The sequence below is a fragment of the Mucilaginibacter psychrotolerans genome (genome assembly GCF_004519315.1).
GTDB lineage: Bacteria > Bacteroidota > Bacteroidia > Sphingobacteriales > Sphingobacteriaceae > Mucilaginibacter > Mucilaginibacter psychrotolerans.
Window position 1 is genome coordinate 49190 of record NZ_SOZE01000005.1, and the last position, 15962, is coordinate 65151.

A 15962-nucleotide genomic window follows, 5' to 3' on the forward strand; every position below is an offset into this window, starting at 1 on the left:
TTGCAACTTATCCGTTCCATAAATGAAACGGCAATGAAGGTGCATCAATTTATCACTATAGGATTTACGCCCATCACTGCAAACCAACCTTCATTGCCGTCGACTTTAGTCGACGGAATACAATGGAACGGGAATGAAGGTGAATTGCTTTTTACTATACTTGATTTAAGCCTATCACCGCAAACCCAGCTTCATTGCAACTTATCCGTTCCATAAATGAAACGGCAATGAAGGTGCATCAATTTATCACTATAGGATTTACGCCCATCACTGCAAACCAACCTTCATTGCCGTCGACTTTAGTCGACGGAATACAGCTGCATTCGGGGTTAGCTAGTTTCAAATCAATCGGTAACTGCTTGACCACTATGCGCCGAACATTCGAGGTTTAAAACCCATCGGTATATTGCAAATTATTTCATAAGCGATTTGCCGCAGATGCATTTAGAGGCTTACCACTATTAAGAATGAGTATTTATAAGCTCCTGAGATAATAATTTACCTGCAGGGCGTTTATAAGTGTATCGCAGCACAGATATGAAAACAATCCCTGTAAATCGTTTCCTGGCAGCTTTGCTTAAATTATCGAGATTATCGGTAGTGCTGAGGTGGTTTAATAAATAGGGATTATAGCTCATTAGCGAGCGAAAGCATTTCTTGCAATACTTCTTCGGAATACCAAAAATTAGTTTTTCGTATTTTTTCGATTATCGGTCCTATGGCGGCGATGATGCCAGTTCGTTTTGCTTTTAAAAGTACGCCTAACGTTCCGGTAACGTGTAAATTTAATTTGCGTGCAGCTTTTCGCCCTTTGTTGTCGTCTAAAATAAGAAGAGACGCTTCTGATTCTATCGCAAGTGCGATAGCACTGGCTTCACCAGCATCGATATCGAGCGAGTTTTGAAAATGGGTATCTTTTACATTGTGTATTATTACCCATTTAGGTAGCGGTGTGCCAAACTCCTGTGCAATTACCGCTGTAGTAATTACTTGCCCAAAAAGAGCTTTTAAAAGTGTTAACTCACCAATTTTGTCGAGCAGTATAAAACAAGTGGTATCAGCAATAACTATCTTATATTCCGTCGGCATCGCTAAGCATCTCAGAAACAGGATAATTTTGCAAGGAAACGCCATAATCGCCCAACAATTCAGCAAAAGTACGTTTGGATAAACTTGCCATATCGGCAGCCTGGCCCAAAGAAAGTTTGCCCGACTCGTACAATTTTGCAGCGATAAACCTCACGGTATCATTCTGATACTCGCCAAGGCTATCGGGTACTTGCAGGGTTATCGTTGTCATAATGGTAAATATACGGATAATAAAATATCAGGTAAAATTCCAAACCCAATTCTTCACCCCGCTCAACATTCCCCTCTCCCACCATTGCGCCCGAAACATGAGCTTGTAGCCACAATCGGCTATGATAATACCCAGCTTTACAATAAGAGTTTGGCCTAGCATCATACGCTTTCATCAGCAATACCTGCATAGTAGTGATAGACCCTGCCCGCAATGTGCCTACTGCTCCGCAGCTCTTTTAAGCCGCTGTTTTATACGCTTTGCAAAATGTTCGGGCGACAGCACTTTTACCTGGTCGCCATAGCTTAGCAGTTCCATTTCCAGGTCGTAGTTGAGGCAGATGTTCAGCACGGTGAGTATCTCTCCATTCGGTCCTTTGATGTCGCGTTGGCTTTTGTGCAGCGGGTAGCTGGTAACGTACCGATGCTGCTGTTGCGAAAAGGCCAGTACCAATTCTTCGGGCTGCTGCCCATGGTACGGTGAGGTGATGCCGAAACAGTTTTCAAATAATTGCTGCGGGTTGTAGCTTTCGGGATAGTCGAACTTCTTTTTGGTAATCTCCAGCATGCTCATCCTATCCAGCCCGAATGTTTTGGTTTGCAAATCGGCCATATCCAGCGCCATCAGGTACCAGCGGCCTTTAAACTCCTTCATTGCATAAGGCTCGGCAAGGCGCTGGCTGTACGCTTCCTCATCAAATTTTTGATACCTGAATTTCACCAACACGCACTTTTTAATGGCATTTAACAGGGGCTGAAAATGCGCCATACCCTGCGCCCGGCGATGATCGAACAATACCCTGCCGGCAAAATCTTCCGTTTGCAATACGGCATTCAGCAGCTCAAAGGCCTCCATGGCCTGCCGGCCAACTTCGGCAGGGGTGTTTACGATACGGTACAGCTTATCAGCAGGGTTATACGCAATATCAACCTTGTAATTATCCAATATTGCCTTTTTATCCCGTTGAAAAGTGCGATCCAAATATTTATCGCCATCGATACACATCCTTGCCGCTATATACTCCCCTATTTGTTTCAAACTTGCACCAAGGCGCTTACTTTGAAGGAATTGGATAAGGGAAATGTGGCGGAGGATGGGGTGTAGGGCGGACATGGGGGGGATTAGTTATTTAAGCTTATTTCAAAAATGGCGATTAAACTAATATATACTATTCTCCCAGCATGGCGCTCATATTTTCAATCAATATTTCATCCATTTTATGGTAGCATTCCTTTAAAAACAGGTTGGTATTTTTAAATATTTCGGGGAAGTACAAAACAGTTACCGGCACGCCCGCCTCCCTAATCACATTTACGCACTTTGCGGCTAAGTTGGTCCCGGTTGGGTGCCATGTAAACCCATAAGGCATGGATGCCACCACCCTTACCCGGTTACCAGGAATTTTATCTAAATACTGCGCCAACATACAAGCCGCATGGCTACCTGTTTTACCGCCCATATTGGCCAGTAGGATAATATCACCAGTAATGTAGCTGGGCTGCGATTGAAAATATGGGCGGGCGATGTTGTGGTTCCAGTCGGCTGCTAATTGTTCTTCCAGCCTGCTTTGGTCCGGTAAAAAACGGCTGGTGATTTGCGATTCGTACCAGCAGGTTATATTCCCCTCCGAATTAACATTATTTGTACTGTCGATGCCATGATAATTCACAGAAAAACGCAGATTTCCGCAGATTTTTGCGGCAATACGGCAGGCACTCGTGCCAACGCCGATGAGGCAAACTTTAGCCCCGGGTGGCTTGGGTTTTGTTGTGAATGGCCACACTAAACTGCCTGTTAGGGCGAGCGTGGTAGTGTTGAAAAAGTCTCGTCGTTTCATTCTTTTGTTGTTTCAACACAAAATTAGGGGCCATGTACGACAAACCGTGTCGTAGTAAAAAATAAAAATATAATCATAACTATTTTATTATAAGTAGCTTAAATTATAAAATTAGGTTTATCGCACTTTTGTTTCGCCTTGGTCAGGCAAATTAAGTGAAACACTTTGCTGCAATAATCTTTACCTCCATCCAACATTCTCCTCCCCCATCATTTCGCGCTAAACATTATCTTTGCGGCCACAATCCGCTATGATAGTTAACCAGTTTTACGATAAGGGCCTGGCCCATGCATCATACGCCATCATCCGCAATGGTCGCATGGTGGTGATAGACCCTGCCCGCGACCCACAACCTTATTACGATTTTGCAGAGATCCACAGCGCCGATATCTTGGGCGTGATAGAGACCCACCCCCATGCCGATTTTGTAAGCTCGCACCTGGAAATACACCAAACTACCGGCGCGGTTATCTACGTAAGCAAACTGGCCGGTGCAGAATACCCGCACCAAACGTTCGACGACGGTGACGTAATAAAGCTGGACGATGTAAAGCTGAAAGCCATCAACACCCCCGGCCACTCGCCCGATTCTATCTGTATTTTGCTGGAAAACGAAAAAGGTAAAGACTGCGCCGTATTCACCGGCGATACCCTCTTTGCCGGCGACGTCGGCCGCCCGGACCTGCGCGAGAACGTCGGCAATATCACTGCCAAAAAAGAAGAACTTGCCCGCGATATGTACCACAGCACCCGCGAAAAACTGATGGTGCTACATAAGGACGTTACCGTTTACCCGGCGCACGGCCCCGGCTCGCTCTGTGGCAAAAGCATGAGCCCGGATTTACAGACCACCATCGGCAAGGAGCTGCGCGAGAACTACGCCCTGCAATTGATGGACGAGCTGAAATTCGTGCAAACCCTCATGGCCGACCAGCCTTTTATGCCCAAATACTTTGGCTACGATGTAGAACTGAATAAAACTGGCGCCCCCGGCTTTGAGGAAAGCATCAGCCACGTGGCAAGGGTCGACAGTAATTCCGATTTGGAAAAAGGGATTTTGATCATAGATACCCGCCCTAACACATTGTTCCGTAAGGGCCACGTAAAAGGCAGTATCAACCTGCAGGATGGCGAAAAATTCGAGACCTGGCTGGGTTCGGTAGTTGCACCTAATGAGCCGTTTTACCTGATAGCTAACAGCGAAGTGGAATTGGATATCGTAATCCGCAAGGCGGCCAAGATAGGCTACGAAAGGAACATCAAAGCAGCCCTGCTTACGCCTGAAGATGCCACGGAGAAATCAGTAACTTTCCACGAAGAAGAATTTAAAGCGCATCCAAATAACTATACCATTATCGATGCCCGCAACCGTGGCGAGATAAACGCCGGCAAGCTATTTGCCAATGCGCTACCCATCCCTCTGCCCGAATTGCGCGAACGCTTGAACGAAATTCCGACGGACAAACCAATTGTGGTACATTGTGCAGCTGGCTACCGTTCTGCCGCCGCAGCCAGCATCATCGCCGCCAAAATAAAAACCGTACCGGTTTATGATTTAAGCGAGGCGGTGAAGGAGTTTAGTCTATAGACAATAGTCGATGGTCCATAGTCGATAGCCGAAAAGCATATTTTCCATGGACTATCGACCATAAACTATGGACTTCGCTATAGCCAAACGTCAATATATATTTTTCTATAGACTATTGACCATAGACTATGGACTATTCGCTATAATTGCAGCGAAAGATTATGTCGGACGACGCAGTTGTAAAACGGATTAAGGTTATTGTAAAGGAGCATGGCGGGCAGCTTGCCCTAGCCAACGCTATAGGTGTAGATCAGGGTTTCATTAGCAAGGTGATCAACAAAAAGCAGGACATCAGCTACTACCTCATCAGCAAGCTATGCTTTCAGCTTAAATACTCACCCGAGTGGCTCATCCTGGGCACCGGCGAAAAAAACATCCACAAGCCCGAATCGGCCAAGCTTATTACAGAAATACAGATGCTACGTACCGAGGTAGATATCCTCCACGCCCGCATGCGCGCCTACGAGCTCGAACTACAGGAAATTAAAGGCCTTGCTGAACAGCAAAAGGCCGCAGGGTAAGCGGGCGTAAAAAAAGCTAATCCGGGCTTTCAGGACGAGACAATCGTTGCGGGTGTTCCGCTTTTGTAAGCGAAACAACTCAAAATTCGTTTACTATTGATTATCAATACATTAAGCAAAAAAGCGAAACATTTCGAAACACCCCTGTCCTTTCATTAAAACCCACAATATATTCATTATTAGTATATTATGAATGTCAAACATAAATAAGCGAAACACTTATTTATGCTAAAGCGAAACACTAATACCACGGCAGGTTTACACTGATGCCCCCTAAAACATCTGCAACTTTATGGCGTTAAACAAGTCATTCAGCATATTTTGTTCTTCGGCGATAGCTTAACTGCGGGTTACGGGCTTGCCGATGAGTCCTCGCAATCCTTCCCTGCACTGATAGGCGCAAAACTGAAAGCCGCGGGCACGCTATACCACATTACTAACGCCGGCCAAAGCGGCGATACCACCGCTGGTGGCCGTGCGCGGCTGGATTAATGGCTGAGCCAACCCGTAGCTATTTTTGTGCTGGAGCTGGGTATCAACGATATCCGTAGAGGCGTATCGCCAAACGTTATCGCACAAAACCTGCAAGCCATCATTAATAAAGTGAAGGCCAAATACCCACAGGCAAAACTGGTGATGCTGGGCATGGAGATACCTGTGTTTCTGGGTGGCGACATGGCCGTGCAGTTCAGCACCATTTATCCCCGGCTGGCCAATGCCAAAAACATGGCGTCGGTGCCCTTGCTGCTAAAAGGCGTAGCGGGTAAAAAGCATTTGAATTTATGGGACAGGGTGCGCCCCTCTGCCGAAGGGTACAAAGTAGCGGCAGATTTAGTTTGGCCCGTGCTGAAGGGGATGTTGTAGTTTTTTCTAAAGTTAACTATATGCAACCTTATGAGAATTTCGATGGTGCGGTGATAACACCGACCATAGGCTGAATATGCAACCGTAAAAGCATTTCGATGGTGCGGTGATACCTCCCATCATGGGCTGATGTGTTATAATCATCTAATCAACCAGTTTGATGGTAACTTTTGTTCCATTGGGCAAATCCTTTATCTGCTCTAAAATTTGCCCTGTAAAAGCAAAATGGACGCTTACATCAGTAGTTTTTAGATTAATTGCTCCGTATTCGCCACCTATTACCGGTGGCTTAATAAAACTGTAAACTTGGTTCTTAGCCAATATTTGGCCACTATCTTCAAGCGCCTCAATCAAGCGTGGAAGAAACCAATTATCAATATTGTCGTCATCTTGCAGTGCCAAATCAAATTCGTCGCTGTTACCGGCGACTTTCATTAGTTCGCCACTACTTGTATCCAGCCAATATATGGCGTCATCCTTTCCTTTCAGAAACATATCGCCCAATTTGGATATCATTAGAATTGCTGTCATATCGGCTATTAACCAGTCCCAACTTTTCCTTAAATCGGCTAAATTTATATTCGAGATATTGATTGTCAGGTCATCTAAATGAAGGTCCATGTTTGTTTAATTAAAGGCATAAGTTACAAATAAGATTACATTGCTTTACTTATCCTTTTTGTTTACCAGGGCTTGGTGTAATCATCCTGCTTACAGACATTACAATAACGCCTTATCATCATCCCTCTTCCATGCATTTTAGCCAGGCAAAAACACTTAAACCTATACAATTTGAAAACAGTTTTTATATTTGGGTAATGGTTAAACCTGATACCTTTTTTGCCTATTAACTACATCACAAAAACCCCAAATAATGAAACTACACACTACCATCTGCACAGCGCTTTTACTGGCATCTCATTTTTGCCTTGCACAAACGTATAAACTAAAAGGCAACGTAAAGGGCCTGAGTGTTGATAGTCTGTTGATACTGAAGTTTAAAGGCGATAAAGTGGAGGGTGCCAAAGTGAAAGTAAGCAAACAAAAGTTTTACTATGAAGATGCGATAACAGAGCCCTATTTTATCCAGATACTGAAGCTAAAAAACGGCAGCACAGAAACCACTGGTAAACTGGCCGACATACTGGTTGAGCCCGGCACCATACAAATCACCGGCACTGCCGACCAGTACGACAGCATAAAAGTAAAAGGCTCCACCGCCGATCTGGTATTGAAAAATTATCTACAGGAAGATAAAGCCCTGCTGGCGCGATGGGATAAACTAAAGGAAAGCTACGACGTTTACGTGGCCAACGGAGATACCGCCAGCCGCAAAAAAGTTGGTAAGGAATTAAACGCCATTACTTTAAAAGAAAGAGTACCCCTGCTGAAAGCGTATGTGGCCAAATACCGCAGGCAAATTGTTGGCGCGCTGATACCCAACTTTTGCACGCTTAAAGAGGTTTTGAAAAAGGAAGACTATTTAGAAATGTACAACTCACTTAGTCCTAAAATGCAGCAGACGGGTTACGGGCAAAGTGTTTTTAATAATAGTAAGTAAAGATCGTTTAGCTATGGTTGGCGAAAGTTCCAGCCTCGTCGGCGTTGCGATTGTGCCGGCGATAACATCGGCCATGTACTGAAATCAATAACCCGTCTTAATTTTGTAATCGCCGTTCTTTTGTATAATCACACCTACCGGAATACCCAAATCAGTCGCCGGGATGGAAAGGGAATAACTCACCTCAAAGCTATCTTCATCGTTACGATGCGACACACCCGGCCCCAAAAGGCTGCCATATTTTTTTAAGGCCCCAACAAATGGGTCTTTAAAAAACGGGTAAAAATCTTTGGCGGTAAATTGCTTGTTTAAAACGGTATCAGTGCCGTTTAGTAATATCACATTAGACACAAAAGGATGGGTTATAAAATCTGTTGGATTTTCGGCATCATAATACCTTTTTGGGATTACGATATTACTATCCTTTAAACAGTAATATTTCACACGCAATCCAATGCGTTCTTTGCCGCTATCGAAAACGGTGTCTATAACCTCCACGTTATCGTAAGTGCCTTCCAGCCGTATCCGCTCTTCCGCCTGTGATGGGGTAATGTCGTCACTCGCCAGCCCTATGCTATCATCTTGTGCTATCGGGGGCTTAGTCGATTTAACCGTACCACTATCAGTTGCTTGGCCCCGTTCTTTTACATTGCTACTGCAACTTGCAAACAGCACAATTGATAAAAAGGTAATAATTTTACCGAATACAGGTTTAAGTTTAATACTCATTGATTTGAATTTGTAATTGAGGCTTATGGGTACTAAAATACAAAATTAGGCTTTAAAATGCATTGTGGATTTGGAAGTGGAGAGAAAAGACGGTAGGGCATTATGCATTTATTCGGGTTTCCGAAGGTCGATTTCGGATTTGGCATTTCAGCAATTCTTCCCTCTGCCACACGTGTCCCCACCGTATGCAAGGTTGTCGATTGTAAGGCCGCTCTGCTTGCATAGAGATTGCTTCGTGCCTCGCAATGACGATGTGGTGATGAGGGGTGGCGATTAGATGCTTCATTTTAGCACATGCCCGCGTTAACTAAACCCGATAGCAGCGTAAAAGCGCTTCTATCAGTGGCTAGCAGCGAATAGCGGGGCTGGCGGAACTAAGGTGCTACTCCCCTGCTAAAAAACTCAGCATTGCTGTAAACTTGTCCGTTGGGTAAAATTGGATGGTATTATCTTCAATTTTATAGGGCAAATCCTCAAACCCTTGGTTTGTGTACCACAGCAAGGAGTTGCTGATAGAACCCGGACCTTCCTGGTTCATGCCGTTTATGAGCGGTATCAGTTTATTGATGGCATTTACTACATCAATATCGTTTATAGGGTAAATGATTGCGCCATGCCTGTGCGGTATGCCTATGAGCGAGCCATGCGCCCCTATCAGCTGAGGATAGTTCTCCAGATGGAAAACGATATTGCCGGTAAAAAAGTGGTCGCCTTCTGCAAGCCAGATAATAGTTCCGTCGAAATCTTCCTGAAAGGTGCTTATCGGGCAATTTGCCTTCACGTTGCTGATACCGGTAGCTATTAGTTCCTCAAACCCCTGGTCCCATTCCTGCCCCTGCTCGGGTGTTATTGAGCTGATACCATCGGGCAAATCGAAGACTAGCGCCATGTAGATATTAGCCACAAAATGTTTGCCGATAGTGTTCTCCTTACCTACTGCGGAAAAGTAAACTTCATCATATAACCGTACTGCGAGGTATTGTTTCACCTCCTCATAATTGCCAATTACCTTTCGGAACTCTTTATCGAATTTATTCGCACGGATCATGGTTTCGAAGTGGTCGTTAACCACTTGGCTGTATGTCCTATCCTCATCAAACTTGCACATCTGGGCAACATTCACCAAGCCCAGCCTGTCGAATTCGAAATCGTTAGGGCCTGCAACTATCTCGCCATCACCCATGATGTAGGTAATGTTTTTATCATAGAAGTATTTTTCTATTTCTTTTAAGAAACTGGTGTACTCATCAGGCTTGAAAAACGATGCCCAGTTGGGCACTTCAGGCTGTTTTTTTCGTTTCAGGAAGGAAAACATGGTCGATAGATTTAGGTTAGCAATATATGTATTAGGCAGATGAGTTGGAGTGGTGAGAGGTGGATAATTTGCAATAAAAACACGACCATATCATTGCAGGCACTACGCAATCCCTTCGCAAATGTCCCCGAATTGTGGCCCGAATTTAAGATTGCCGATTTGCAAGTCGCCCTGCCTATCGAGGATTATTGATATTTTTAATTTTTCTTTTTCAGGCATCAATGAGCTCCCTTCGGTCGGTTGTCTTTGCGCCCCGCAATGCCGTTGTGGTAAGGATGGGTGTGAATAGATACTTCGTTCCTTAGCAAGACAAGGATTCCTGAGCACAAGCCCGCGTTAACTAAACCCGATAGCAGCGTAAAGCCCGCTTCTATCAGCGGCTTGGAGAGAATAGCGGGACTGGCGATGCCGAAGCAACACTGCCTTTGCTTTTCAAATTACCCTATCTATCGTCGGTTAAAACCGACGGCAATGAAGGTGGCTGGCTAACTTATTTGGGCAATGTGGGAGGGATTAAGGATATGCATCAGGAAATCAAATAATCATGCGAATCAGGGTTCAGACATTAAGCGTAATAGCCCCCTATCCTATTCCCGATGCCCGCGCTATCAGAAATACGACGTGTTGAACTGCCCACCGCAATCCGCCTACTGCAAACTGAATTCGCACATCTATATATTTCCCCTTATCTTTGCGGCTTTAAATCATTACCTATGTTAAAAGGATTTTTTAATGTTCCGGCGCCGGTAAACGAGCCTGTTTTAAACTACGGTCCGCGCAGTGTGGAACGTGCAGCGCTTAAAGCGGCCCTTGCCGATGCCCGCGCACAGCAATTGGATATACCCATGTACATTGGCGCGGATGAAGTACGCACCGGGAAACTGGTAGAGCTTCGCCCCCCACATGATCATAAACACCTGTTGGGCTCATTCCACTACGGTGATAAAACACACGTTACTGCCGCTATTGATGCTGCCCTGGCCGCTAAAGCCGACTGGGAAAAACTGCCCTGGGAGCAGCGTGCAGCCATATTTTTAAAAGCCGCCGACCTGATTGCCGGCCCCTACCGCTACAAACTGAACGCGGCCACTATGCTTGGCCAAAGCAAAAATGCTTACCAGGCCGAGATAGATTCGGCTTGCGAACTGATCGATTTCCTGCGCTTCAACGTGCAGTACATGACGGAGATTTACGCCCAGCAGCCCCCAGTATCGGGCAAAGGCGTTTGGAACCGTTTAGAGCAACGCCCTCTGGAAGGCTTCGTTTTCGCGCTTACGCCATTCAACTTTACGGCAATTGCGGGTAACCTGCCAGCCAGCGCAGCCATGATGGGCAACGTAGTGGTTTGGAAACCTGCCGATACACAGGTGTACGCCGCCAACGTAATTATGCAAATATTTAAAGAGGCCGGTGTGCCGGATGGTGTGATCAATTTGATCTATGCCGATGGACCTGAAGTTGGCGATGTGGTATTTAACCACCCCGATTTTGCGGGCATCCACTTCACCGGTTCTACCAAGGTTTTCCAGCACATTTGGCAAACTATTGGTACCAACATACACAAATACAAAACCTACCCGCGCATTGTTGGCGAAACCGGCGGTAAAGATTTTGTACTGGCTCACCCCAGCGCCAATGCCGATGCGGTTGCCGTTGCCTTGTTACGCGGCGCGTTTGAATACCAGGGACAGAAATGTTCGGCAGCCAGCCGTGCTTACATCCCGGCAAGCCTTTGGCCTGCGGTTAAAGAGCACATGCAGCGCGAAATGGCCACCTTTAAAATGGGTCCGACGGAAGATTTCGAGAATTTCGTTAACGCGGTAATCAGCGAAGTAAGCTTTGATAAACTGGCTAAATACATTGATGCTGCTAAAACAGACGAAGGCGTAGAAATCATCTCCGGCGGCGGTTACGATAAAAGCCAGGGATGGTTTGTGCAGCCAACCGTACTGCAGGTGCAGGACCCGTACTACGTTACCATGTGCGAGGAACTCTTCGGCCCGGTACTCACCATTTACGTTTACGAGGATGATAAATGGGATGAGACGTTAAGCATCATCGATAAAACATCGATCTATGCCTTAACAGGCGCGGTGTTGTCGCAAGACCGTTACGCCATTGCCGATGCTACCTACAAACTTCGCAATGCTGCCGGCAACTTCTACATCAACGATAAACCAACCGGTGCCGTAGTAGGCCAGCAGCCATTCGGCGGTGCCCGTGGAAGCGGTACTAATGACAAAGCAGGCTCCATGATAAACCTGCTGCGCTGGGTATCACCAAGGACGATTAAGGAAACCTTCGATTCGCCAAAGGATTACAGGTATCCGTTTTTGGAGCCGGAGCGCTAAGCTGAGCCCCCCACCCCCCTGAAGGGGGAGCTTTTGATTAGCATAGACAAAACAAAGCCCGAAATTTAGATATTTCGGGCTTTATATTTGGGCAATCATCAGGGACAGAGAAACTTCTGCTCCCCCTTCAGGGGGCCGGGGGGCTAAACCTAAAAACCTCATCCAGTTTAGAGTTGTTGTCGGCACTCACGTTCATATCGGTAATAATGCCGGTAGCGAGGCTATACACCCAACCGTGTACGTTCAATTCCTGGCCGGTTTCCCAGGCATTTTGCACGATGGATGTTTTACACAGATTGCTTACATTTTCAATCACGTTCAGTTCAACCAGGCGGTCGCCGCGCTTTGTTTCGTCTTCTATGGCATCTAATTCGCGGGCGTGCACACGGTAAACATCTTTAATGTGGCGCAACCAGTTGTCTATAAGTCCAAATTGTTTATTGCTCATGCTGGCGATCACGCCACCGCAGCCGTAATGGCCGGTTACAATTACGTGGCGCACCTGTAGTACGTTCACCGCATAATCCAATACGCTAAGCATATTCATATCCGTGTGTATCACCATATTGGCAATATTGCGGTGCACAAATATCTCGCCCGGGTTGGTATTGGTTATCTGGTTGGCCGGTACGCGACTGTCAGCACAGCCTATCCACAAAATCGGCGGTTTTTGCCCATTGGCCAGCGTAGTGAAATAATCAGGGTCTTCCTGCAGCGTTTCTTCAACAAAGCGGCGGTTACCCTCCAGCAGGCTCTCGTAGGTAATATGGCTGGTATCGTGTATGAGGTGTTTTGGGCACATAGTGTTATTTGTTTCTTGTGGATGTTATCACGTCAACGGTACTTTGCTCTGCAAGGAAGCATCGTATTATAAAGCTGCTAAAAGTACTCTAAAAAGAATAATTTATAGCATAAATAGCCTAAGCCCATTATAATACCGCTATAGCTGCATATCCAACAAAAAACCCCCGGGTTGCATCGCGCAAACCGGGGGTTAAACTTAAACCTCTCACAATGAGAATCGTTAGTGCACGGCTAATGCCTCTGTGCTGTCAAGCTCGTAAAAATAGCCCAGGTTATCCGGGCTGCTGCTGCTTAGGCCCAGGTCTTTAACCTTGCCGCTGCCTAAATCTATCACCCAACCGTGCACTTCCAAGTCCTGGCGTTCCATCCAGGCGTTTTGTATGATAGATGTTTTGCACAAATTGTAAACCTGCTCAGTTACGTTCAACTCCACCAAGCGGTTTACCTTTTGGGTTTGATCGGTTATTCGGTCAAGCTCGTTGCTGTGCAGGCGGTAAACATCTTTAATGTGGCGCAGCCAGTTATCAATAATACCGAACTGCTTGTGGGTAAGCGCGGCTGCAACGCCGCCGCATCCATAGTGGCCGGCAACAATTACATGCTTTACCTTCAATACGTTTACAGCATAATCCAGCACGCTCAGCATGTTCATATCGGTATGGTTGCATACATTGGCAATGTTGCGGTGCACAAACACTTCGCCGGGCTTGGTGCCAGTAACTTCGTTGGCAGGTACGCGGCTGTCTGAGCAGCCTATCCATAACACCTCGGGGCTTTGGCCCTTCGCCAGCTTGGTAAAGTATTCAGGGTCCTCCTCCAGACGAGTACTTACCCAATTTGCGTTGCCCTCTTTCAGTTTTTCGTAGCTATGTTTTTGTGCAAGCTTTATCTGGCTTACATCTAATGTTGGCTTCAGGCTAGGGCTGCTGCCGTTTTTGTTTTCTATGGTCGACATATGGAATGTTTTTAATTAAGCTTTGTAAATTAATTCTTCGAAGGGTGGCACATCGTACCTGTCTTTAATATCAATCAGTTGAACGATGATCCCCTTAGTGTAAGCATTGTGTTTATAATTATGGATTGTTTCGAGCACATCGGGATCTATGTACCTGGAGTTGGAGCCATCTATAATAACATCGCTACCCTTGGGCAAGCTGGTCAATGTTACCTGTATGGCGGCCTTGTTCAGGAAAGACACCTCTTCGGCAAGCCTTATGGTGATTGTTTTTTTATCGCCTTTGGTGCTTATCTGGTAAAAATATGGGTTGCGCAGGTTGGTGCGCAGTATATAAAATACGCCTACCAGCATACCTATACCCACGCCTATAAGCAAATCGGTAAAATACACGGCTATGATGGTTACCACAAAAGGTATGAACTGATTCAACCCCTTATGCCACATATGCTTGAACAAGCCAATGCGGGTTAACTTATACCCAGTTAGCAGTAATATAGCCGCAAGCGACGAGTACGGGATTAAATTGATGAGCCTGGGTATAAAAAGCAACGATAACAATAACAATACGCCATGCACAACGGCGCTCACCTTTGTACGCGCGCCTGCGTTAACGTTTGCTGAGGACCGCACGATAACGGCTGTCATAGGTAAACCACCAAGCAAACCGCTCACTAAATTGCCAGCCCCCTGAGCAACCAGCTCGCGGTTTGTAGGTGATATTCTTTTAATAGGATCTATTTTGTCTACAGCCTCCAGGCTGAGTAAAGTTTCTAAACTTGCCACTACCGCTATTGTACCGGCCGTTATCAGCAACTGCACCAGGTCAACCTTGCTGAGGAGCGAAAAATCGGGCGTTTTGAACAAACCAAAAAAGTCGCTTCCGTTGGCCACTACCGGGATAGTTACTAATTGATCGGTATCCAGTGCAAGGCTCGTTCCTTTAAATAAAAGACTAAGCACCACCCCTGTTATTACTACTAATAAGGGCGCGGGCACTATAGCTACCCTTTTTATTTTAGGCCAGTAAATAAGCAATAGTATGGATACCGAACTGATGATGATGGCACCGTAATTTACCCTTGCAAGTGCCCTGTACACTCCCGAAAACGTGTTGTGTGTATCCATCTGAGCAAAACCCTCATCGCCCTCAAAGTCTTTGTCGTAACCAACGGCGTGCGGCAGCTGTTTCATGATGAGAATGATACCTATCGCAGCCAGCATACCTTCTATTACGGCGGATGGAAAATAATTAGCGATGGTACCCGCCTTAATAATGCCTAACAGCATCTGCATCAAACCGGCTATTACCAGCGCCAACATAAACGCCTCGTACGAACCTAGTTTAGTAATTGAATTAAGTACAATAACGGTTAAGCCCGCTGCAGGCCCGGCTACGCTCAGTTGCGAGCCGCTTAGCATGCCAACAACAACGCCACCAATAATGCCTGCCAATAAGCCCGAGAAAAGTGGCGCGCCCGATGCCAGTGCTATGCCCAAGCATAAGGGCAATGCCACCAAGAATACCACGATACTTGCAGGCAGGTCTTTTTTGAGGTTTTTAGACAGGAAATACTTTTTCAGGTTAAGATCGCCTCCGGCGATGCCTCCTTGATTAATTTGCATATTAGAATTTTTAGAATGTGTTGGGGACTAAACAAACATCAGCCACGCCGAAGCAGAAGCATACAATGAATGCCATTTGAGCGTACGCATAAAAACGTACAGCGTTTTTGCCCGGTCAGCATCGCTAACCGGCAATTAGAATTAAGCGTTTGGTGGAGGGGTGGGTACTATCGGGTGATAGACTTGCGCGTAAAGTGTATTTTCCTGGTTGTGCAGTACATTGGTTTCAACAACAAATGTTCTGTATGCAACAAAATGCATGAAGTTTTCGTCAAAAACCTTTTTTTCTTTAAAGGTATCCTTTTCGGGATCTTCTTTTTCGGTTTTGGATTCGTGCTCCAGTTGCATAATAACCGCATTCACTGCTTTATTATCCAGGCACAAAAAAGCAGGCGCTATGGATATGGCCATCTTTGCAACAAAGATGCTCATAAACAAAATAACTACCGAAAGTTTAAACTCTCTTGCTTTCATGCGTGGCAAATATAGTAAAATATGGATACAGAAAACA

The 15962-nt window shown here is 45.8% G+C and carries 16 protein-coding genes and 1 pseudogene; 6 read left to right on the top strand and 11 right to left on the bottom strand.

All coding sequences use genetic code 11. The features are described 5' to 3' along the window. Positions 1-216 (top strand): hypothetical protein (locus tag E2R66_RS28775; RefSeq protein ID WP_204985880.1); only part of this gene is annotated, 216 nt, incomplete at its 5' end. Between the two features lie 411 nt (positions 217-627). On the opposite strand, the gene E2R66_RS07085 is transcribed toward E2R66_RS28775, so the two are convergent. The 4 genes from E2R66_RS07085 to E2R66_RS07100 form a co-directional block, all read right to left on the bottom strand. Further along, positions 628-1089, bottom strand: coding sequence for a DUF3368 domain-containing protein (locus E2R66_RS07085; protein ID WP_133228369.1), 462 nt, complete (start codon positions 1087-1089; stop codon positions 628-630). After that, complete coding sequence (locus tag E2R66_RS07090) at positions 1073-1300, bottom strand: UPF0175 family protein (protein WP_133228366.1); 228 nt, start codon at positions 1298-1300, stop codon at positions 1073-1075. The genes E2R66_RS07085 and E2R66_RS07090 overlap by 17 nt, the downstream gene beginning before the upstream one ends. A gap of 219 nt (positions 1301-1519) precedes the next feature. Next, positions 1520-2413 carry a helix-turn-helix transcriptional regulator gene (locus tag E2R66_RS07095; RefSeq protein WP_133228363.1) on the bottom strand — a complete coding sequence of 298 codons (894 nt, stop codon included), beginning with the start codon at positions 2411-2413 and terminating at the stop codon, positions 1520-1522. A 55-nt stretch (positions 2414-2468) separates the two neighbouring features. Further along, the gene (locus E2R66_RS07100; RefSeq protein WP_133228361.1) at positions 2469-3137 is read right to left on the bottom strand and encodes an FtsZ/tubulin family protein; all 669 of its coding nucleotides are present in this window, start codon (positions 3135-3137) and stop codon (positions 2469-2471) included. A gap of 250 nt (positions 3138-3387) precedes the next feature. Between E2R66_RS07100 and E2R66_RS07105 the strand changes: the two genes are divergently transcribed. The 3 genes and pseudogenes from E2R66_RS07105 (at position 3388) to E2R66_RS28935 (ending at position 6110) form a co-directional block, all read left to right on the top strand. Beyond that, a complete protein-coding gene (locus tag E2R66_RS07105) occupies positions 3388-4725 on the top strand; it encodes an MBL fold metallo-hydrolase (protein ID WP_133228359.1) in 1338 nt (445 codons plus the stop codon). Positions 4726-4886: 161 nt separating this feature from the next. Next, positions 4887-5246, top strand: a complete 360-nt coding sequence (locus E2R66_RS07110; RefSeq protein WP_133228356.1) for a helix-turn-helix domain-containing protein — start codon at positions 4887-4889, stop codon at positions 5244-5246. A gap of 321 nt (positions 5247-5567) precedes the next feature. Beyond that, positions 5568-6110: pseudogene (locus tag E2R66_RS28935) on the top strand (arylesterase). A gap of 144 nt (positions 6111-6254) precedes the next feature. Here the strand turns inward: E2R66_RS28935 and E2R66_RS07120 are convergent. Next, positions 6255-6731, bottom strand: a complete 477-nt coding sequence (locus E2R66_RS07120) for a T6SS immunity protein Tdi1 domain-containing protein (RefSeq protein WP_133228353.1) — start codon at positions 6729-6731, stop codon at positions 6255-6257. Between the two features lie 253 nt (positions 6732-6984). Here E2R66_RS07120 and E2R66_RS07125 point away from each other — a divergent pair, with 253 nt between their 5' ends. Next, on the top strand, positions 6985-7671 hold the full coding sequence (locus E2R66_RS07125) for a DUF4369 domain-containing protein (protein WP_133228351.1): 687 nt from the start codon (positions 6985-6987) through the stop codon (positions 7669-7671). A gap of 84 nt (positions 7672-7755) precedes the next feature. Here E2R66_RS07125 and E2R66_RS07130 read toward each other — a convergent pair whose 3' ends face one another. Together E2R66_RS07130 and E2R66_RS07135 are read right to left on the bottom strand one after the other, a co-directional pair. Then, positions 7756-8400, bottom strand: coding sequence for a hypothetical protein (locus E2R66_RS07130; RefSeq protein WP_133228348.1), 645 nt, complete (start codon positions 8398-8400; stop codon positions 7756-7758). Between the two features lie 382 nt (positions 8401-8782). Beyond that, positions 8783-9715 carry a hypothetical protein gene (locus tag E2R66_RS07135; RefSeq protein WP_133228346.1) on the bottom strand — a complete coding sequence of 311 codons (933 nt, stop codon included), beginning with the start codon at positions 9713-9715 and terminating at the stop codon, positions 8783-8785. Between the two features lie 713 nt (positions 9716-10428). Between E2R66_RS07135 and pruA the strand changes: the two genes are divergently transcribed. Further along, positions 10429-12066 (top strand): L-glutamate gamma-semialdehyde dehydrogenase, encoded by a 1638-nt coding sequence (gene pruA / locus E2R66_RS07140; protein ID WP_133228343.1) that lies wholly within the window; start codon positions 10429-10431, stop codon positions 12064-12066. 127 nt (positions 12067-12193) lie between these two features. Here pruA and can read toward each other — a convergent pair whose 3' ends face one another. The 4 genes from can to E2R66_RS07160 all read right to left on the bottom strand — a co-directional run bounded on the left by can (position 12194) and on the right by E2R66_RS07160 (position 15925). Beyond that, positions 12194-12868: a carbonate dehydratase gene (gene can / locus E2R66_RS07145; RefSeq protein WP_133228341.1), complete on the bottom strand. Its 675-nt coding sequence runs from the start codon at positions 12866-12868 to the stop codon at positions 12194-12196. A 222-nt stretch (positions 12869-13090) separates the two neighbouring features. Beyond that, positions 13091-13825 carry a carbonic anhydrase gene (locus tag E2R66_RS07150; protein WP_133228338.1) on the bottom strand — a complete coding sequence of 245 codons (735 nt, stop codon included), beginning with the start codon at positions 13823-13825 and terminating at the stop codon, positions 13091-13093. Positions 13826-13840: 15 nt separating this feature from the next. Beyond that, positions 13841-15451: a SulP family inorganic anion transporter gene (locus E2R66_RS07155; protein WP_133228336.1), complete on the bottom strand. Its 1611-nt coding sequence runs from the start codon at positions 15449-15451 to the stop codon at positions 13841-13843. A 141-nt stretch (positions 15452-15592) separates the two neighbouring features. Next, positions 15593-15925 (bottom strand): hypothetical protein, encoded by a 333-nt coding sequence (locus tag E2R66_RS07160; RefSeq protein WP_133228333.1) that lies wholly within the window; start codon positions 15923-15925, stop codon positions 15593-15595. Between the last annotated feature and the right edge of the window lie 37 nt (positions 15926-15962).